Genomic DNA, 19,474 nt, shown 5'->3' with positions numbered 1-19,474 from the left:
AACGGGGGCGCTTAGCCGTACTTCGCGCGGTGCGCCCGCTGAAGCTCCACGTACTTCGGGTGCGCCTTCGCCTCGTCCCACTTCGCCTTGAAGATGCGCGCCGCCTCGGCCTTCACGGGGTCCTCCGGGTCGCGTGGCCGCTCCGCGCGGCCGTGCGCGCCACTCTGCCCCTTCTTGTCGTCCGGGACGGGCCCCGCGTACTTCCGGCCGCCACGGTGGTTCGCGTAGCGCCGCGCGCGCGTGAAGCCCATCTGGATGAATTTGCGCGCCATGTCCGCCCCGACGAAATCGTCCGCGTCCAGGTACGCGAGGAACATCGCGTACAGCGCTTCGCTGCTTTCGCGCGCCACCTCGGGCGTGCGGAAGCGCCAGTGCGGCAGCAGCTCACTCTTGTACGGCTCGACCAGCAGCACCCCCTGCTCCCCGACGCCCACCCGGTACAGCTCCGGGTGGGCGCGCAGGTCGAGGTGCGCGTAGTCCAGGGTGTAATCGAACTTGCGCGAGGCGCCCGGCGCGCGGCCCGCCACGGTCAGTCCAGGCGGCCGTCGTCGAGCATCGCCTGGATCATCCAGCGGGTCTTGTCCATGACGTGCAGGATGCCGTTGTACATGTCCGCCGTGGCCGGGTCGCCGGCCTCATCGACCGTCTGGCTGTCGTCGCGGTAGCTGCGCGCCACGCGCGTGAAGTCCGCGAGGAGCTGCTGCAGCTGCGTGCGCGCGTCGCGGATCGTTTCGCTCGGCACCTCGACGGCGCTGTACCGCGCGATTTCCGCCGGGGACGCCACGGGGCTGCCGCCGAGCATCACGAGGCGTTCGGCCTGCTCGTCAATGCTGGGGAAGATCTCCGCGATGAACTCGTCGTACGCGATGTGCAACTCCCGGAAGAACCGCCCGCGGATGTCCCAGTGGAACTTCTTGAGCTTCAGGTACAGGCTGATCGTCGTGGCGATGTTGCGCTGCAGCGTCTCCGCGACCTGGTTGAAGCCGTTCTCGTCAAGGTAATTGTGGTCCACCAGCTGCGAGAACGCCTCCTGCATGTGGGCGGCGTCCGTCTGCGTGCCGCTCTCGTTTTCCGCGAGGTCATTCGTGGTGCCGGCCGCGATCACGTCGGTGTCCTGCTCGTCACGCGCGGCGGCGCGGCTCTTGGTGGGTTTCTTGCTGGCGGTGCTCGTCTCGGACTTCTTGCGGCCTTTGGTCATGCGCCCAGTGTGACCCGCCCCTCAAAACGCCAGGATGATGCGCCCGTAAGGGAACCTTCACGCTCCCACCCACACGAGCCGGTTCGCCCGCACGTCCGCGTGAACCGCGCCCGCCTCCTGCAACTCCACGAGGTGCGCGCTCACCACCGCGCGGTTCAGGACGACGCCCGCCATGTCCCGCATGACCACCCCGAACGCGTCCGCGACGCGCGCGAGCGCCTCATCGGTCGTGCACGGCGTCTGCACCGCCGCGCGAACCGCGTCGGTCGTGCGCGCGTACGCGGCGAGGTTCACGCGCGCCAGGTCCGCCACGTCCGGCACCGGCGCGCCGTGACCGGGCAGCACCACCCCCACACCCGCCAACGCCCCAAGCGCCGCCGCGCTCGCCTTCTGCGCGGCGCTGTCCACGCAGAACGTCAGCGGATGCTTCGCCAGCGCCGATGCGCCGAACAGCGCGTCCGCCGCGTACAGCACCTCCCCGAACTGCACCGCGACCTGCGCCCCCGCATGCCCCGGCACGCTTCGCAACTCCACCGGCACGCCCGCGAGCGTCACCTCACCCGCCCCGAGCGGCACCGCCGGACTCGCGGGCGCCAGCAGGAACTTCCCCCTCAGCGCCGCCGGCGGGCGCGCCCCGAACAACACGCGCGGTGCCAGCTCCGGATGCCGGATCAGCGCGTCCTCCACCGGCGGCGCGAACACCTCCACGTTCGGGAAGCGCGCCACGATGAATGCATTCCCGCCGATGTGGTCCGCGTGCGCGTGTGTGTTCAGCACCGCGCGCGGCGTCAGGCCCGCCGACGCCACGGCCCGCAGCAGCTTGCGCGCGTGCGACTCGTCCAGGCCCGTATCCACAATGAGCGCGCCGCCCACGCCGTCCTCCAGCACCCCGCTGTTCACGGCCCCCAGAAACGCCCACGCGCCCGCCCCCAACTGCACCAGTTCCGTCATGGGTGCAGCGTACCGGGCGACACCGCCGCCCTCGCCAACAGGCGTACGCTGACGCACGTGTCCACGCCCGCCTCGCCCGTCACCGCGCCGCAACGCGCCCTGCTGCTCTCGAACTTCCTGATGTGGGCCGGGTTCTTCATGGTCATCCCGCTCGTCACCGTGCACTACGTCGACCGCCTCGGCTGGGCCGCCGCGAGCATCGGCGCCGTGCTCGCCGCGCGGCAGCTCACGCAGCAGGGCCTCACGGTCCTCGGCGGTGCCCTCGCCGACCGCTTCGGCCCGCGCGGGCTGATCCTCGCCGGCTGTCTGATCCGCGCGCTGGGCTTCGCGTGGATGGGCTTCGCCGGGACGTTCCCGGTCCTGCTCGCCGCCAGCGTCCTCGCGGGCCTCGGCGGCAGCCTGTTCGACGCGCCCAAAAACGCCGCCACCACCACCCTCACGCCCGAACCGGACCGCCCACGCATGTTCGCCCGTATGGGCGTCGCCGGGAACCTCGGCATGGTCACCGGCCCCCTCATCGGCGGCCTCCTCGCGGACGTCGACTTCCGCATCGTCGCCGTCGCCGCCGGCAGCGTGTACGTCCTCGCGTGGGCCGTGCTCGCCGCGACCCTCCCCGCCATGCGCCCCGCCGCGAACGCCCGCGGCGGCCTCAGCGCCCTCGCCGTGCCCCTCCGCGACCGCCGCTTCCTCGGCTTCACGGCCCTCATGAGCGGCTACTTCCTGCTCAGCACGCAGCTGAACGTCGCCATCACGCTCCTCGCCGTGCACCTCGGCGGCGTCCGCGCGCCCAGCCTCGTGTACGCCCTGAACGCCGGCCTCGCCGTCTTCCTGCAGCTGCCCCTCACGCGCCTCGCCGCGCGGCACTTCCCGCCGCGCCTCGTGCTGGTCGGCGGCATTACCCTCACGGCCCTCGCGCTCGGCAGCGTCAGCTTCGCGCATACGCTTCCCGCCCTGCTGGCGAGCGTCACCGCGTTCAGTCTCGGCACCATGCTGGTGTTCCCCACGCAACAGACGCTCACCGCCGACCTCGCCCGCCCGGGCCTGTACGGCAGCTACTTCGGCGTGGGCGCCCTCAGCCTCGGCGTGGGCGGCGCCGTCGGGAACCTCATCGGCGGCACCCTCATCGACGCGGGCGCTCGCCTGCACCTCCCCGCCCTCCCGTGGATCACGCTGATGCTTCTGGGCCTCCTGAGCGCCGCCGGCCTGCTCCTTGCCGTGAAGGACCCTGAGCAGACCCAGGAGGCCTGAGCGTCACCCGCAGCAAGGCGGGCCGGGGAATTGCTCCCCGGCCCGCCTTGCTGTACACGTTAGAAGGCGCTGTCGAGCGCGCCCAGCGCCGCATCGGCATCCTGCACGCCCGCCTGCGCCATGTCCGGGCGGCCACCGCCCTTGCCGCCGCCCGCCGCCGCGAGCTTCCCGATCAGCTGCCCGGCGTGCGCGCCGCGCCCCACGGCGTCCTTCGTCGCCTTCACCACGAGGCCCTTGTCGCCCGCGACAACCGCGACGTCCGCGCCCGTCTGCTCCAGGAACGAATCCGCCGCGCCGCGCAGCTCGTTCCCCTCCACGCCACTCAAGCGCACCGCCGCGACCTTGAAGCCGCCCAGCTCACGCACCTGCGAGCCAGCACTCCCGCCGCCCATCTGCGCCTGCGCCAGCTGCCGCTTCAGGCCCGCAATCTCACCCTGCGCGGCCTTCAGCTGCGCCTGCACCTGCGCAATCCGCTCCGGCAGCTGATCCACCGTGGCGTTCACGCTGCTCGCCGCGCGACCCGCCGCGCCCAGACGCTCCCGCACCCAGCGCACCGCCGCCTCGCCCGCGAGGGCCTCTACGCGGCGCACGCCCGCCGCGACGTTCTCATCGCTCAGAATCACGAACGCGCCGATCTCACCCGTGCGCGTCACGTGCGCGCCGCCGCACAGCTCCCTGCTCGCCACCTCCGTGTCGCCGAACGGCACGCCGCCCTCCACACTCACGACGCGCACCTCATCACCGTACTTCTCGCCGAACAACGCCATCGCGCCACTCGCGCGCGCCTCATCGATCGGCATGGTGCGCCACGTGACCGGGAAGTCCGCCGTGACCCAACGGTTCACGAGCGCCTCCACCTGCGCCACCTCGTCCGCACTCAGCGCCGAGCCGTGCGTAAAGTCGAACCGCAGGCGATCCGGCGCCACCAGGCTCCCCGCCTGACGCACGCCCGAACCCAGCACCGCGCGCAGCGCCGCGTGCAGCAGGTGCGTGGCCGTGTGATGCCGCTCCGTCGCCTGACGGTCCGGGTTCACGAGCGCACGCACCTCCGCACCCTCGCTCAACTCACCGTGCAGGACCTCCACGGTGTGCAGGAACACCCCGCCCGGCGTCTTCCGTGTATCCAGCACCGCCGCCTCCCCGCCGTCCCACGTCAGCACGCCGGTATCGCCGACCTCGCCGCCACCCTCCGCGTACATGGGCGTGCGGTCCAGCACCACCTGCGCCTCACTGCCCGCCGTCAGGCGCGACAGTGGCTCCCCGCCACTCACGATGGCGAGCACGCGCCCCTCCGCCTCCAGCTCGTCGTACCCCACGAACGTCGTCGCCGGCAGGTCACCCAGCACCTCCGCGACCACGCCAAACAGCTCGCTCTTCCCGTACTTGCTGCCCGCACGCGCGAGCTCCTGATCCGCCTCAAGCGCCTTATCAAAGCCGGCCTCGTCCACGCTCACGCCGTACTCCTCCGCGATCTCGCGCGTCAGGTCCAGCGGGAAGCCATACGTGCCGTACAGCGTGAACGCCTCCTCACCGGAAAGCGTCGCGCCGCGCTCCATCTTGCCGAGCAGCGCATCCAAGCGGCCCATGCCGCTCTCCAGCGTGCGCAGGAACCGCTCCTCCTCGGAACGAATCGCGGCCTCCACGCGCGCCGCCTCGCTGCGCACCTCCGGGTACGCACCGCCCATCGCCTCCACCACCAGCGGCACCAACTTATGCAGCGTCGGCTCCCGCAGGCCCAGCAGGTACGCATGCCGCGACGCACGGCGCAGGATCTTCCGAATCACGTACCCACGCCCCGTGTTACTCAGCACCACGCCATCCGCAACCGTCATCGTCACGCTGCGCACGTGCTCCGCAATCACGCGGTGCGACACGCTCACCTCACCCTCGTAGGGCTTCCCGCTCAGCTCGGCCACGCGCTCCACCAACGGCTTGAACACGTCGTTGCTGTAGAAGTCCGGCACGTCCTGCACCACCGAGGCGATGCGCTCCAGACCCATCCCCGTATCAATGTTCTTGAACGGCAGGTCCGCCAGCACCGGCGAACCATCCGCCGCCGGGTCCTGACGATCAAACTGCGGGAACACCAGGTTCCAGATCTCCAGGAACCGCGCGGACTCCCGCGTCGTCGCGTAATCCGCCCACGAGTCATCCCCATACGCCGGACCACGATCGAAGTAAATCTCGCTGCACGGCCCGCACGGCCCGTTCGGGCCTTTCAGCGGCGCGTCCGCAGGCCAGAAGTTCTCATCCGCTCCGAACCGGTGCACGTGCGACGGATCCAGGCCGATCTCCTGCGTCCAGTACCCGAACGCCTCATCGTCATCCTCGTAGATCGTCACGTACAGCTTGCTGGCATCCAGCCCCATCCACTCGGGGCCCGTGAGGAACTCCCACGCCCAGTGAATCGCGTCACGCTTGAAGTAATCACCGAAGCTGAAGTTCCCCAGCATCTCGAACAGGCTGAGGTGACGGCGCGTGCGCCCCACGTTCTCAATGTCGCCCACGCGGATGCACTTCTGCGCGGTGGTGACGCGCCGATGCTCCCCAGGGACTCCGGAGAACTTCGGCGCGCTGCCCATGAACTGCGGTTTGAAGGGTTGCATGCCGGCGACGGTGAAGAGTGTCGTAGGGTCCGGCGCGATCAAGCTGTGCGACGGCAGCCGCAGGTGCCCTTTGCTCTCGAAAAACTGCAGGTACTTCTCGCGAATTTCAGCTGTCGAACGCGGGGTAGGTGATGGCATAAAACAGAGTATAACCTAGCGCGGTTATAGTCTGTTTGGCTCGACATGTGCATTAGTCTATATACTAAAATCTATTTAGATAAACGTAATCTTATCCCTTCTCCAAATATATTTTTGGCCTCTTCTGAAGTATAATAAACCTTATAATTTTTATTATTTGGTATTGATACTCCTAGTTGGACTGGGAACCTTATCCCATCACTTGGATACAAGCAATTAAATCCTAGGCCTATGCGTACCATCAGAGTGTTATTAACCTCTTTGAAAATATAAAAACTGTCTAATATATCAGAACTTATAACTTTGTAACAATTTTGAGAATTATACGTCTCGAAATCTTTGTCTAAATCTTTATTAAGAGATGTACTAAAATTGTATCCATTCTTTTGCATAATGCTTTTTATGTAACTATCTTGTTTCATCTTTGATTCGATTAGGTTCTTTCCGAAGACTTCATAGAGACTGGAAAGCTTCTGGTTGTCTATTCTTATGGCGCGAATCCCCATGCGATATGAAACTCCTGATGCACCGCAGTTTTTCCCGCTCAAATAAACCTCTTCAAAGTAGCTTATCGTATTATTTACTCTAGACAAAGGTAAAATTCTATAATCTATAGATTCGCATTCTGATTCATTTAAAATATCTCTGGCTTCCAATTTGGCACCGTATTTTACTTTGGCTATATCCTTTTGATATATTCCTTGAGCTAATGACTTATCTATTGCTTGAGCAGTATTATTAGTAGCAGCCACAATGGAAATGATGACAACTTTAAAAAACTTCATATTTAAGCCTTCCTACCTGTTTTTAGGTCGATATGTTGAGCTTTTGCGACTTCTTCTAAAGATCCTGCAAGGCTAGACATTCTTGTGGCATAAATGCCGCCTTGGCCGCCTCCATTATAATACTTCTCTATTTTTTGCCAATCATGATTAATGACTGCAGTCAGTAACTTAGGGCGGGACTTAATGAACATATACACGCTGTGTATCTGTTCTGCCTCATTGCCACTAAGTTTACTAAACATGTCACTGGCATTCTTATAGCCTAGACTTTTGGCATTGAAGCCTTGTACCTGACCAAGTCCCATTCCTAAGCAGCCATAGGCTGCCTCTTTGGCTGAATCATCTAAAGATAGCGCAAGTTGTAAAGCCTCATATTGTAGAGGAAGGTCTTTAGGAGACCCAGTTGGATGCAGTACTTTCCAATTTTTTCCATCATGACTGATCTTGTGTCCCAACCATTGTTGTGTAGGATTGAATTTAAAGTGTTCCCTGAATTTTTCAGGATGCTTTGACCCCCATCCTTCATAGAATTTATGAACCTCAAACCTGATGAGCATCTTATCATCAAGCCCTGCGGTACCTTGGCTTTCTGTAGAAATAATGCCTACGAGTACTTCAGGCGTTGCTCCGAGGTCCTGAGATAGTTTTATTATTGTAGAATAGTTCTTATTATATACTCTTGCGACCATTAATTGATCGCCCTTAAGCTTGCTTAGGTCAAAGATTTTTTTAGGGGGTGAGTCGTCTTTTTTTGGGATCTGTATTTTTTTGATTCAGAGTCTCTTTATCTGTTTTTGATATATCGCTTGCGCTATTGAGAGTTAGTGTAGTGTTACTAACTATAGCTACCCATAGCATGGCGTGGCTTTCTACTTCACCCCAAGGCCATATAGCGTCCTCTCCGGGGCCCTCTTCGCCTTTACGTGTGTTGTAAGCTCGCCATGAGTAGTTCCCCGTCCCTGAGCCTTTATAAAGCTTAATTTTTCCATATGGATCATCTACAATAAGGCCCTTGTCGTTCATCCCTTGCAATCGAACGATATGCCCATCTACGCTAAAGAATACGCCTTCGCCCCTTCCAAGATGCTTGCGAATTTTTCCTTCCCATTCTTGCCGTTTTATAATGCCGCTATATAGCCTTTTGTGCTCAGCGCCCATATATATTGCTGTATTGGCAATACCCTTCTCTGAAGTACGCGGTCCATAGCGATTTACTCTTCTGACCCATTCTAGATAATCCTCTGGTTGCATATCATCGAACTTTTTTTGAGTCAGTTTTAGAGCTGGAGGTATTTTTGATTGGTCCGGTAACTTACTCGGCTTCCCTATGCCAACAGTTTCAAGGGCCATTGCTAAAGAAGTTAGGTTGCACATACCATCTGCTGCATCATTATCGTTATTTCTCTGATTTCTATACTTTATTTTTGTTTGTAGGCGCATAAAGAGGGCCTCTGTATTATTTTTGCCATTTTTTTAAAATTAATGATCGTGCCCGTCTGACTTCTTCGACAGTATAGGTTTTTCGAGAAGATGAAAATCCCATTAGTTGGTCTAATATATCTGGCTGTCCCGGCTGAGCTTTATCTACGGGGATAATCTTATCCGTAGATTTCTTGTCATCTTGAGTATCAGGCCTATTATATTGTGTTTGATTATCGTTTAAAGGATCAGAATTTTTGGATGTCGTGGATTTTTCTTCTGGCATGTATATCTCTTTGGAGATATACATCTCTAGATTATTAATGCTGAAATTCGTGCTTTTATTAACAAAGCTGTAAACTTGCAGACTGCCATCGTTTGAGACATAGCCATGAAAGAGAGTTTTATTTTCTGTACCAGCCAGCACAAAAGTGCCATCTTGCCTAATTTGACCCTCCAAGTGCCACCCATGGCCTCGGCCGGGTTTGACCATGTAACGCCCGTGGAGATGACCGCTCGCGTCACGCTTAAGGCGGAGCCAGAAGGTAATTCCTGCTTTGTTGCCCATGAAGTTGCGTTCCCATTCACCGTCGTCTTTCACGGCTTTGAGGGGCGCAGGCTTCTTGATTTGGGGCGTCGCGGGCGTGGTTGAGGTTGGCGCTTTGGTCGCGCTCGTGTTGGGCGCGGCGGGTTTCGCTTGGGGTTCGAGCATGTGGGCCTCCGTCAGTTGAGGTTGATCATGACGCCCTTGACGTCGACGTTGCCGCCGCCACCGTCAATCAGGACGCCGCGTTGCGCTTTGAGTTCCAGTTTGCCTTTGGAGGTGACGCGCACGAGGTTTTGTTTCGTGTCGATGTACACTTCGTTGCCGCTTTGGTCCTTCACGAGGACGTAGGGTTTTTTCTTGTCGTCGTGGAGGGTGATTTCGTGGCCTTGTTTGGTGCGCAGCTGGATGTGCGGTTTGTCGTCGCTGTCGTCGATGATGAATTCGTGTCCGGTGCGGGACTTCATGACGCGCTGGATGACTTTGCCGCCTTTGACGACTTCCTTGGTGGGCTTCGGGGGTTTGTCCTGGCCGTTCCAGAGGCCGCCGATGACGTAGGGGTGGTGAATGTCGCCGTGTTCGAAGGCGACGAGGACTTCGTCGTTCACTTCGGGGGTGTACTGGAAGCCGCGGTTTGGGCCGCCGCCGACGCTGATGACGCGCGCCCAGTCGCTTTCGTCCTGTTCGGTGAGGGCAGGGAGTTTCACTTTGACGCGGCCCTGGTTTTCGGGGTCGTCGTTGTTGGTGACGATGCCGATCATCAGGCCGGTGGTGCCGGTGGCGGTGCTGTTCGCGCTGGTGCCGCTGGTGCTGGCGCGCAGGAGGGCGGGGATGGTGTCGGGGCGGCTGCCGGACACGGTGAATTCCGTGAAGTACCCGCGGTCCGTGCGGTACTGGTGGCGGACGCTGGAGGCGACGTAGTCCCCTTCGAAGCGTTTGCCGACGTTTTTGATGGTGAGGGTGGTGCCGGCGGTGAGTTTCGGGTAGCCGCCGCACACGCCGGTCGCTTCGATGAGGCCTTCGGCGCGTCGGTTGCGTTCGGCCTGCGCGATGGCGGTGGCGTAGCTCTGGTCGCGGACGATGACGGTGCTCTGCGTTTCCGGGGCGGGCATGTTGAATGCCTGCGGGGCGACCTGTTCGCTGGTGCTGCTGTCGCCGACGCTGACTTTGCCGTTGCCGGTGTCGGCCTGGCCGACAACCGCGCGTTTCTGTTTGGGGTCCCAGCCGCGGACGACGGTGCGGGTGGTCTGCTGGATGCTGCTGAGGCGCGGCGCGAATTCCACGAGGTCGTTGCCCCAGGTGAGCTCGATCTTGTCGGGGCCGGTGGGGGGTTCGCAGTGGAGGGTTTTGCCGTCGGCGTACAGGACGTACCCGAGGCGAGCGGCGCGTTCGCGGAGGAACGCGAGGTTGGTTTGGTTGTGCTGGAGGATGTAGGGGTGCACGAAGCTGGCGGGGCCGACTTTGGCTTGCATGCCGGCTTCTCCTGCGAGTTTCTTGACGAGGTCCATGTCGCTGACGTTCTGGAAGGACCGGGTGTGCGTGCCGCGCGCGAGGCGGTGCATGCGGTCGAAGGCGCGCAGGCGGAGTTTCTGGTTGTGTCGCGTGTAGCGCGGTTCGACTTCGACGAGTTCGCCGTCGAAGACGGTTTCTTCGTTGCCGCCGACTTTCGCTTTGACTTGGACGGTCGCGCCGAGTTTGAAGGCGGGACTTTCGATGAGGTCGACGTCGGGGTCGCGGAAGGTGATGGTGGCGATGTCGGGGAGGTGCAGGCTGCTTTCGACCGTGACTTCCTCGAGGGCGTGCATGAGTTTCATGTCGGGGCTGCCGCCGCCGAACAGCACGAACAGGTTGGACGTGGCGCCCGTGATGGTGTTCTGGGCGGTCATTTGGAGGGCAGCCCTTTGAATTGCGGGAGTTTCCGGCCGTCGCCGGTCTGGCCGGACGCGCGGACGGCGTTGCTGATCACGGAGGTGCGGTCGCCGCCGCCGGGTTTGAGGGTTTCGTGGTCCGTCTGCTGGAGTTGGACTTTGACGGTGGCGCGCACGGGCATGCCGTCGGGCATGAACAGCGTGAATTGCTGCTCCATGCTGAGGATGACGGCGTTGAAGTGCCAGGTGTTCCCCCATTGGAAGAGCACTTTGGGGGGGCGGCCCTTGTCGATGTTGCTCGCGCCGGGGGGCTTGATGATCTCCATCAGGCGCCAGAGGCGGTCGGTGTGCTGGCGGACGTCGCTGGGCGTTTTCTGGTTGAGGTAGGTGTCGAAGAAGAGCTCGAGCGTGAGTTGCGCGGTGCCGCCACCCTGGAAGGTGATGTTCTCGGTGTTTTCGCGGCTGTTGGGGTCTTTGCCCCAGTTGTTGGCTTTGGTGATGGTGTATTCACGCGGGTTGAACATGCACTCGATTTCTTCCGAGTACGGTTCGAGACGGCGAATCTTGGCTTTGACGAGGTGGCCATCGCTCATACGGTCCTCCTTTGCGGCGGGCGGGCGCCCGCCGCGCGCGTGATTATTGGCAGGCGGTGGGTGGGGTGGTGCCGGGGCGCCAGCCGCACCAGCGTTCGCTTTCGCCGCGGAAGGTGTAGGGGCCGACGAAGGTGCGGCGGTTTTCGTCGAACTGCACGATGAATGAGAAGGCGGTTTGTGGGTCGCCGGTGCTGGTGGTGGCGTTGAGGGTGACGGTGGTGCCGCTGTTGGAGAACGTGCCGGTGACGGGGCCGCCGGGGACGTCGGTGCGTTCGGAGATGAAGGTGCCGGTCACGCGTTTGCCGCTGGTGGTGAGGCGCAGTTCGCCGAAGCTGTGCTTCCAGACGCCGCTGATGCCGGGGTCGGTGACGGTGGCGCTGCCGGCGCTGCTGACGCTGCCGGTGGCGCGCACCTGCTGGCTGCGGCGTTGGGTGTTCGTGCCGGTGCCGGCGCTGAGCGTGAAGGACTTGGTGCGGTCGACGGTGACGGTGGTGCTGCCCTGCGCGGGGAAGTCGTTGCCGCCGGTGGGGCTGGTCGCGCCGCTGATGCGGATGCGCGCGACGCCCTGGACGTTCCAGGTCAGGGTGGTGGTTTCGCCGGCGCGGACGGACGGCGGGTTCGCGCTGAAGTCCACGATGCGGATGGTGTTCGCGGGTGGGTTCGCCGGGGGCGTGACCGTGCCGGTGTTGGGCGTGGAGGCGGGCCGGGTCACGAGGACCGTGGCGGTGCTGCGGGCGGGTTGTTTGGGGTCACCGGCGAGCAGGATGAATGTGGTGGTCTTGCTGACCGGCACGGCGAAGCTGCCGGCGGCGGGGAAGCTGCCGTCGTTGTTGGTGCCGCGCACGCCCTGGATGCGGACGCTGTTCACGCCGCTGACGCTCCAGCTGAGCGTGGCGGTGCCCTGCCCGACGATGCTGGTGGGGGACGCGCGGAAGCTGTTGATCACGACGGGGCGCGCCTTGACGGTAACGACCGTGGTGGCTTTCTTGGGTTGCTTCGGATCGCCGGCGAGGAGCACGAACGTGGTGGTTTTGCTGACGGGCACGGTGGTGGCGCTCTTGTTGGGGAAGCTGCCGTCGACGTTCGGGCCGCGCACGCCCTGGATGCGGATGCTGTTCACGCCGGTCACTTCCCAGCGGAGGTTCGCGGTGCCTTTGCCGGTGAGGGTGGGCGTCGTCGTTTCGAAGCGGACGACGTTGATGGGGCGTGGCGTGACGATGACTTTCGCGCTGGCCTTGACGGGTTTCTTCGGGTCTCCGGCGAGGAGCACGAACGTGGTGGTCTTGCTGACGGTGGTGGGGTACGTGCCTTGCGCGGGGAAGGTCCCGTCGAGGTTGGGGCCGCGCAGTCCCTGAATGCGGATCTTGCCGGCGTTCTCGACCTGCCAGCTGAGGGTGGTGTTTCCGCCGCCGACGAGGGTGTTGGGCGTCGCTTTGAAGTACACGACCTTGAGGGGTTTGGCGGGGGGCGGCGTCACGCTGCCGGTGCCCGTGCCGGCGCTGCCGCCGTTCGTGGCGCCGGTGGTGCCGCCACCGGCGGGCGGCGGGGGCGGCGTGACGACAGGCTTGGGCACCACCGTGAGCGGTTGGCTGCGGGTGACGGCGATGGCTTCAGCGTTGGTGGCGGTGAGCGTGAAGTCCGTGGACTGCACGGGCGCGGGCGCGATGAGTTCACCTTCCGGCCCGATCGTCTGGCTGCCGGTGCCGGTGAGGAGCTCTACGGTCTGCGCGTCTTCAGTCTTCCAGCGGACGCGGACGGTGCCGCCCGCCTCGACGCGGGTGGGGGAGACGTTGAACACGGTGATCTTGGGCGGGCGGGCCGTGACGGTCACGGCGGTGACGGCGCGGGCGGGCGCGCCGCTGCCGTTCGACGCCTCGATGGTGTACGTGGTGTTCTGCTGCGGCTGGAGCACGCGGGAGCCGCGCGCGGGGACCGTGCCGAGCGGGTCGATGGTGACGGTCGTGGCGTTCGCGACGTCCCAGGTGAGGGTGATCGACTCGCCCTTCTTGACCGCCTCGATGCTGGGTTTGAAGGTGCGGATCTGCGGGCCGAGCACGCGGACGGTGCGGCTCTTCGTGACCGACTCGTCGCCGTTCTGCGCGACCAGCCGGAAGACGGTGTCCTGCGTGACCTTGAACGGCTGCTTGCCTTTGGCGGGCACCGTGCCGAACGGCTCGATGTTCACGGTCTTGGCGTTCAGGACGTTCCAGCGCACCGACACGGTCGACCCGCTCGGCGCGGTGGGGGGGGTCGCCTCAAACTGCTGAATGATCGGCGCGGGCAGTTTCGGCGTGACCGTGCGTTCTTTCTGCGTCTGCGTGAACCAGCCGCGCGCCACGATGGTGTACGTGCGGGGCTCCTGCAGGCCGGGGACCGTGACGGTGCCGTCACGCGCGAGTTTCTGGCCGGGCAGTTCGCGGATTTCGACGCTGCGGGCGCCACTCGTTTCCCACGCGAGCTTGAACGGCTGGCCGGCGGGAAGCGTCCCGGTCGTGGCAAGGTCGAAGCGCGTGATGGTGGGCGGCCGGGACAGCCACCAGGCGAGCAGGGCGAGCAGCGCCAGCAGGATCGGCAGGAGCCACAGCGGAATGAACGGGTTGTGGTGCAGGTCGGCGTCCACGTGGCCGGGCTCGTGCAGGTCGGCGTCCACGTCCACGTGCAGCGTGCGGTGCGAGGTGACGCCCACCCACTTCAGCGGCAGGCGGACGTTCAGGCGTTCCTCGTAGTTGCTGCCGGGGTTCACCAGCTGGTCCGCGCGCGGCTGGTCGATGGTGATCTTCCCGAGGCCGCTGCGCAGGCGCGAGAGCATCCCGGCGCTCGCTGCCTGGATGTTCACGGCGTCCTGCAGGCGTCCGCTGGTAGGGATGCGCAGCACCTCGCCCGCCTGCGGGAGGAGGCGCACGGCTTCCTCGTTGTCGTTGATGTTCGGCGTGTACCGGACGGGCGTGTTGCCGTGGTTCTCGACGCGCAGCGTGTAGTGCGTGCGGCGCCACGCGCGGCGCACGCGCGGCGTCATGGTGAGGCGCGTGTCGAAGAACGGCGTGACCGTGACGCGCAGCGGCGCGCGACCGAACTGGCTGGTGTTCTCGCGGCTGCGGGCGAGGACCGTGGTGTCGTACGTCTTGGCGGTGCTGTCGGACTTGCGCGGCACCAGCAGGTGCAGTTGCGCCTGCGTGCGCATGCCCGGGTTGAGCTGCACCTCGTGGTGCGCGTTCGTGACCCAGTGCTCCGGGACGCCGTCGAGGCTGAGCCGGAAGTGGTCAACGGTCGGGCCGGTGTTCGCGAGCGTGACGTTCAGGGTGTGCGCCTGCCCGGGCACCAGCGTGAGTTCGCTTACCTCGGGCTGCACGACGATGCGGGGCGGCGTGCCGGTGTGCTGTGGCGCCTGCATCACGAGCCAGTACGGGCGGAGGTACAGCATGGTGCCGTACGGCCACGCGGCGCGCGTCATGGGGGACAGCGGGAGGCCGTCCATCATGGTGCCGTTCGTGGCGTTCAGTTCCGTGATATACGGCTTGCCGTGGTCGAACTCGACGCTGAGGTGGTGGCGGCTGACACCCGCGTGGTCAAGAACGACGGTGTTGCCGGGCGCGCGGCCAATCGTGAAGTTGCTGCTGGCGTCCGTGAAAGGTTGCTCCAGCAGCAGTTCGTGGCGCTCGTCGAACACCAGCAGGCGCGGCGCGCGCAGCGGTTCGAGCGGCGCGTTCACGCGCGGCGCAGCGGGCAGCGCGGGCAGCGTCGGGAGGCGCACGGTGGGTTCCGGGCCGCTCGGCATCATGCGGTTCATGGCGTGCTGCAGCGCGTCGTGCAGTTCGCGGGCGTCCGCGTAGCGGTCCTCGGGGCGTTTGGCGAGGCAGGTGAGGATGATCTCCTCGACGTCGCCGGGCAGGTCGCGGCGCAACTTGGACGGCTGGGTCGGCGCGACGTGCTGGTGCTTCTCGAGGGCGTCGGCGGCGTCGCGCGTCTCGAACGGGACCATGCCGGTCACCAGTTCGTACAGGATCACGCCGAGCGCGTACAGGTCCGTGCGGGTGTCATGCCGCTCACCGCGGCACTGCTCCGGGCTCATGTACGTGAGGGCGTTGACGATCACGCGGTCGTGCGTGCCGTAGCTGGCGGCGCGCAGTTCCGCGAGGCCGAAGTCGGCGACCTGCACGGTGTAGCCCTCGCGGCCCAACAGGGCCCGGCCGGGCTGCAGCAGCAGGTTCTCCGGTTTGAGGTTGCCGTGCATCAGGTCGGCGGTGTGCGCGAACGCGAGCGCCTCGGCCGCCTGGCGGGCGATGTCGAGCGTGACGAGCAGGTCGAGCGGCTGGCCGCTGCGCGCCTGGAACTGCAGGATCTGCCGCACGGAGCCGCGCTCCGCGAGCGTCATGGCATGGAAGACGCGGTGCTCGCGTTCCTCCAGCGGCTGCACCGGCAGGATGTGCCGGTGGCGGAGGTCCGCGACCTTGCGCAGCAAGCGCTCCAGGTGCAGGACCAGGTGCGACTGGGCGGCGTTGGCGTCCGCGAGGATGCGCACGGCGACCTCACGGTTCTCGTCGAGGTCAGTGGCGGCGTACACCTCCCCGAGCCACCCTTCGCCGAGCAGGCGGTGCAACTGGAACTGGTGGAAGAGCTTGCCTTCTTTCATGCAGTGGGTCCTTGCGGCGTGCCGGGCGTGGGTGCGCCTTCGTCAGGGGTGGAGTCGGGGGTGGCGGACGCACCTTCGGCGCGCACGGTGGGGGGACTGGCGTTCAGCGTACCCGGCGCGGGCGGCGTCGGCGCGTCGGGCGTCGGTGCGCGCTGCACGCGGGCCGGGTCGATGAACTCGACGCTGCACAGCACGTGCGCGGGCGCGTGGCGGTACACGAGTTCACGCACGCCTTCGCGCGTGACGTGCTCGTCGTCCTCGCCGGGGTCGAGGACCAGGACACGGAGGGTGTGCGGGCGGTTCGGGTCCTCAATCAGCGCGGGCGTCAGGCCGAACGCGACTTCGAGGGCGCGCGTCAGGCCGTAGCGGGTGCCGCGCCAGCGGTACAGCGCCATCGCCTCACGTACCCACGCGCGCTGCCGCGCTTCGGGCCAGCGGGTGTTCAGGGGGAGGCCCAACCAGTCCGCGAGCCACGGCAGGAACCGTGGCGGCGTGGTGCGGGCGTCCAGGTACAGTTCCAGGTGGTCCTGGCGGTGCTGCAGCGGCTCCCAGATCGCCTCGAAGATTTTCAGGTAGCGGTTCAGGAACGGGCTTTCCTGAAACAGGCCCGGCAGGAAGTTCAGGTACATCGCGTTCTGCGCGGGCGGGGGTGGGGCCGGGAAGGTGGGGCGCGGTGGCGGCGCGGGCGTCGCGGCGAGCCCTTCGAGGAGGTCATCGGGCGTGGCCGGCGCGGGCGTCGCGGCGGGCGCGTCGGTGTCGGACGCGACGAACGTGACCGTGAACGGTCCCACCTGGATTTCGTCACCGTCGAGGAGACGGTGCGGCTGGTTCGGCGCGAGGCGCCGGCCGTTCACGAAGGTGTCGCCCCCACCCAGGTCGGTCAGGGTGAGGCTGCGGTCCGGCGCCCAGTTGATCTCCGCATGGCGGACCGCGACGGACGCGTCACGCAGCGGCAGGCCGTTGTCGGGCGTGCGCCCGATGGAGAGCTGCCGCATGTCGAGCGGCAGCACCCGGAGCGTCTCGCCACGCTGGCGGACGTGCAGGCGTGGCATCAGTCGTCCACCCGCACGTGGTGCACGTCCGAGACGATCACAGCCTGCGGCGGCAGCGGCAGGCTGCCGTTCACGGTGTCACGCTGCTGCGGGCGGCCCGGTTCGGTCAGGACGACCTGCACGTCCTCGGCGACCTCCACGCCGGGCACGGCGCGCAGCACGCCGTACAGCTCTGGGACGGTCAGCGTGCGCCCGAACGCCCAGCCGCGCCCGTCGGGGCCGCCCGTGAAGGGGTTCAGGTACGCGTACAGCGCGCGCTCCACGGCGCGGCGCACGTCCTCGCGCTCGGCGCGGCTGGCGCCCGCGTGCCCGCGCACGGTGGCGGTCACGCTCACCCACACGTACTGCGGCGCGCGCAGGTCCAGCGTGATGCCCACGGGGCGGCGCGCGTCCAGGTAGTCCTGCACGGTGCTGCGCAGTTCTGCGGACAGCGTGAGCTGCTCGGGCGGGACGCGGCCCTCGCGCGTCGTGCCCTGCGGCAGGACCACGAGCGTCACCTGGCCCGGCTGGACGTTCACGGCGCGGATCTGACCGGGGTAGTTCTGCGCGGCGCCCGCCACGGCGTTCGGGGTGATGCACTTCGCGCGCGCCACGCCTTCCACCTGCGCCGCGAGGTACTCGTAATCGTCGGCGGTGACGGCGCGGGTGCGGGTGCGCAGGATGCGGGGCACCTGATGGATGGCGTCCTCGAGGGGTTGCGCGTTGCGGCCCCCCACGGCCGGCAGGTGGTTCGTGACGCGCGCGACGTACGGGATGCTGCTTTTCAGGACCGTCAGGGTGCGCGCGGGGACGTTGCCGATGACGCCGCCGCTGTAGGTGTAGCGGCGCATCTTCATGCTGGCGCCCTGCGGCGGGATCGCGCCGAAGCGGTACACGCTACCGTCGGGCTGCAGGATCGTGGGCCCGAAGGTGATGGTGCCGTCGGGGTAGTCAAGGCGGAAGTGCCGGTCGTCGGGGCCGCTCTCGCTGAAGTCCCGCACGGGGGCGTACGTCGTGACCTGCCCGTCCTGGGTGTGCACTTCGAGGACGTCACGGTCCGGGTCGAGGTCCAGCACAGGGCCGTACATCAACTTGAAGTTCTGGCCGGGCGTGCCGTTCGACTGCCCGAGCAGTTCGTTCGTGACAACCGTGGCGTGCCGCGCGACAGTCGTCACGCCGCGCGCCTCCACGGTGATCGCTTCGATGTCCGGGCTGACCTTGTACCCGGCGTGGTTCTGCTCGCTGGTGAGGCGGCAGCGCAGCCAGTACCCGTTCACGCCGAAGAACTCGCCTTCGCGCAGGTTCGGAAGGCGCAGGATCAGCTCGCCGGACACGTTGAACGCGGCCGTGCCGTCGTACTCCACCTCGCACGGCACCCAGCGGCCCACGCCGCCCTGCCACGCTTCCCAGACGTACGGCGGCTGGTTCGGGTTCACGCCCGCGCCGCCCGCGACCTCGCAGTCCATCACGAGCGCGAGGACGTGCTGCGAGTGGTCATCGCGGAACGACAGGAACAGCGCGTCGCCGGCGGCGGGCGCGGGGCTGAACACCGGGAACTTCTGGCCGGGCAGGCCCAGGTGCGAGAGGTCATGGCGGATCACGGCGCTGTCCGGCGCGACGGTGTTCGCGGTGAACGCCCCGTGCAGGCGCGGCGGGCGCACGGTCGCGTCCTGCTCGGTGCCGAAGACGATCGCCTCGCTCACCTCGGTGCGCACGGTCGCCACCTCGGTGCCCGCGTCGATGACGAGCGGCATGTCCTGCGGGGCGCTCAGGTAGAACGTCACGGGGACCGTCGCGGCGCGCGGCGGGTCAAGCTGCACGCCGATCATTTCCAGGAACGACACGAACAGCTTGTCCGGCACCTGGTTCACGCGGTAGAGCAGCAGGTCCGTCATCCACGCGAACACTTCGATCAGGGCGATGCCGGGGTCGGAGGTGTTGTGGTCCGTCCATTCGGGGCAGAACTGCGGGATCAGGCGGCGCGCTTCGTCGAGAATGTCGTCGAAGCGGCGGTCATCGAGATTGACAGTGGGCAGCGGCACTCAGTTCTCCTCGGGCAGGCGGTAGAAGGGGAAGACCAGCGAGCGGGGGCTCGCGTCCTGCCGCATGGTGTAGTTCACGTCGATCAGGATGCGGGAGGCGTCGGCAGGGTCGGTGCGGGCGTTGACGCGGCCCACGTTGATGCGGGGTTCCCACATGCGCAGGGCCTCGTCCACGTAGTACGAGGCGAGGCCGAGCGTGGTCGCGTCGTTCGGCGCGAACACCAGTTCGTGAATGCGGCAGCCGTACTCGGGCCGCATGACGCGTTGTCCCTTGGGGGTCATCAGCAGCATCAGAATGCTTTGCGCCACGGCCTGCTCCCCCTGCACCATGGCGATGCGCCCACGCGGATTCACCGCCACTGGGAAAGCCCAGCCTGCGCCCAGAACGTCTTTCATGGCGTTTCGCCCTCCTCGAGCCACA

The 19,474-nt window shown here is 65.2% G+C and carries 15 protein-coding genes; 1 reads left to right on the top strand and 14 read right to left on the bottom strand.

Going from position 1 to position 19,474, the window contains the following annotated elements; genetic code table 11:
* Positions 1-11: 11 nt before the first annotated feature.
* The 3 genes from DEIMA_RS15270 to DEIMA_RS15260 are packed head-to-tail and all read right to left on the bottom strand — an operon-like array spanning position 12 to position 2,149.
* On the bottom strand, positions 12-527 hold the full coding sequence (locus tag DEIMA_RS15270; RefSeq protein ID WP_013558181.1) for a DUF4385 domain-containing protein: 516 nt from the start codon (positions 525-527) through the stop codon (positions 12-14).
* Between the two features lie 2 nt (positions 528-529).
* Complete coding sequence (locus DEIMA_RS15265; RefSeq protein WP_013558180.1) at positions 530-1,198, bottom strand: Dps family protein; 669 nt, start codon at positions 1,196-1,198, stop codon at positions 530-532.
* Between the two features lie 57 nt (positions 1,199-1,255).
* A complete protein-coding gene (locus DEIMA_RS15260; RefSeq protein WP_013558179.1) occupies positions 1,256-2,149 on the bottom strand; it encodes an MBL fold metallo-hydrolase in 894 nt (297 codons plus the stop codon).
* A gap of 57 nt (positions 2,150-2,206) precedes the next feature.
* Here DEIMA_RS15260 and DEIMA_RS15255 point away from each other — a divergent pair, with 57 nt between their 5' ends.
* The gene (locus DEIMA_RS15255; RefSeq protein ID WP_013558178.1) at positions 2,207-3,397 is read left to right on the top strand and encodes an MFS transporter; all 1,191 of its coding nucleotides are present in this window, start codon (positions 2,207-2,209) and stop codon (positions 3,395-3,397) included.
* A 59-nt stretch (positions 3,398-3,456) separates the two neighbouring features.
* On the opposite strand, the gene alaS is transcribed toward DEIMA_RS15255, so the two are convergent.
* The 11 genes from alaS to DEIMA_RS15220 form a co-directional block, all read right to left on the bottom strand.
* Positions 3,457-6,141, bottom strand: coding sequence for an alanine--tRNA ligase (gene alaS, locus DEIMA_RS15250; protein ID WP_013558177.1), 2,685 nt, complete (start codon positions 6,139-6,141; stop codon positions 3,457-3,459).
* A 71-nt stretch (positions 6,142-6,212) separates the two neighbouring features.
* On the bottom strand, positions 6,213-6,926 hold the full coding sequence (locus tag DEIMA_RS18045) for a hypothetical protein (RefSeq protein ID WP_013558176.1): 714 nt from the start codon (positions 6,924-6,926) through the stop codon (positions 6,213-6,215).
* 2 nt (positions 6,927-6,928) lie between these two features.
* Positions 6,929-7,615, bottom strand: coding sequence for an N-acetylmuramidase domain-containing protein (locus DEIMA_RS17440; RefSeq protein WP_013558175.1), 687 nt, complete (start codon positions 7,613-7,615; stop codon positions 6,929-6,931).
* A 40-nt stretch (positions 7,616-7,655) separates the two neighbouring features.
* On the bottom strand, positions 7,656-8,366 hold the full coding sequence (locus DEIMA_RS18040) for a C39 family peptidase (RefSeq protein ID WP_013558174.1): 711 nt from the start codon (positions 8,364-8,366) through the stop codon (positions 7,656-7,658).
* Between the two features lie 16 nt (positions 8,367-8,382).
* Positions 8,383-9,057 carry a hypothetical protein gene (locus DEIMA_RS18035; RefSeq protein WP_013558173.1) on the bottom strand — a complete coding sequence of 225 codons (675 nt, stop codon included), beginning with the start codon at positions 9,055-9,057 and terminating at the stop codon, positions 8,383-8,385.
* 11 nt (positions 9,058-9,068) lie between these two features.
* A complete protein-coding gene (locus DEIMA_RS15245) occupies positions 9,069-10,775 on the bottom strand; it encodes a VgrG-related protein (protein ID WP_013558172.1) in 1,707 nt (568 codons plus the stop codon).
* A complete protein-coding gene (locus DEIMA_RS15240; RefSeq protein ID WP_013558171.1) occupies positions 10,772-11,350 on the bottom strand; it encodes a CIS tube protein in 579 nt (192 codons plus the stop codon). The genes DEIMA_RS15245 and DEIMA_RS15240 overlap by 4 nt, the downstream gene beginning before the upstream one ends.
* A 43-nt stretch (positions 11,351-11,393) precedes the next feature.
* On the bottom strand, positions 11,394-15,980 hold the full coding sequence (locus DEIMA_RS15235; protein ID WP_013558170.1) for an FHA domain-containing serine/threonine-protein kinase: 4,587 nt from the start codon (positions 15,978-15,980) through the stop codon (positions 11,394-11,396).
* Complete coding sequence (locus tag DEIMA_RS15230) at positions 15,977-17,032, bottom strand: phage tail protein (RefSeq protein WP_013558169.1); 1,056 nt, start codon at positions 17,030-17,032, stop codon at positions 15,977-15,979. The genes DEIMA_RS15235 and DEIMA_RS15230 overlap by 4 nt, the downstream gene beginning before the upstream one ends.
* Complete coding sequence (locus tag DEIMA_RS15225) at positions 17,032-19,053, bottom strand: putative baseplate assembly protein (protein WP_013558168.1); 2,022 nt, start codon at positions 19,051-19,053, stop codon at positions 17,032-17,034. Before DEIMA_RS15225 ends, DEIMA_RS15230 begins: the two co-directional genes overlap by 1 nt.
* On the bottom strand, positions 19,054-19,449 hold the full coding sequence (locus tag DEIMA_RS15220; protein WP_013558167.1) for a GPW/gp25 family protein: 396 nt from the start codon (positions 19,447-19,449) through the stop codon (positions 19,054-19,056).
* Positions 19,450-19,474 lie beyond the last annotated feature (25 nt).

Origin of the sequence: Deinococcus maricopensis DSM 21211, assembly GCF_000186385.1 — a bacterium.
Classification (GTDB): Bacteria; Deinococcota; Deinococci; order Deinococcales; family Deinococcaceae; genus Deinococcus_B; species Deinococcus_B maricopensis.
The sequence above is the reverse complement of the archived record's forward strand: the minus strand, read 5'-3'. Positions and strand labels throughout refer to the sequence as shown.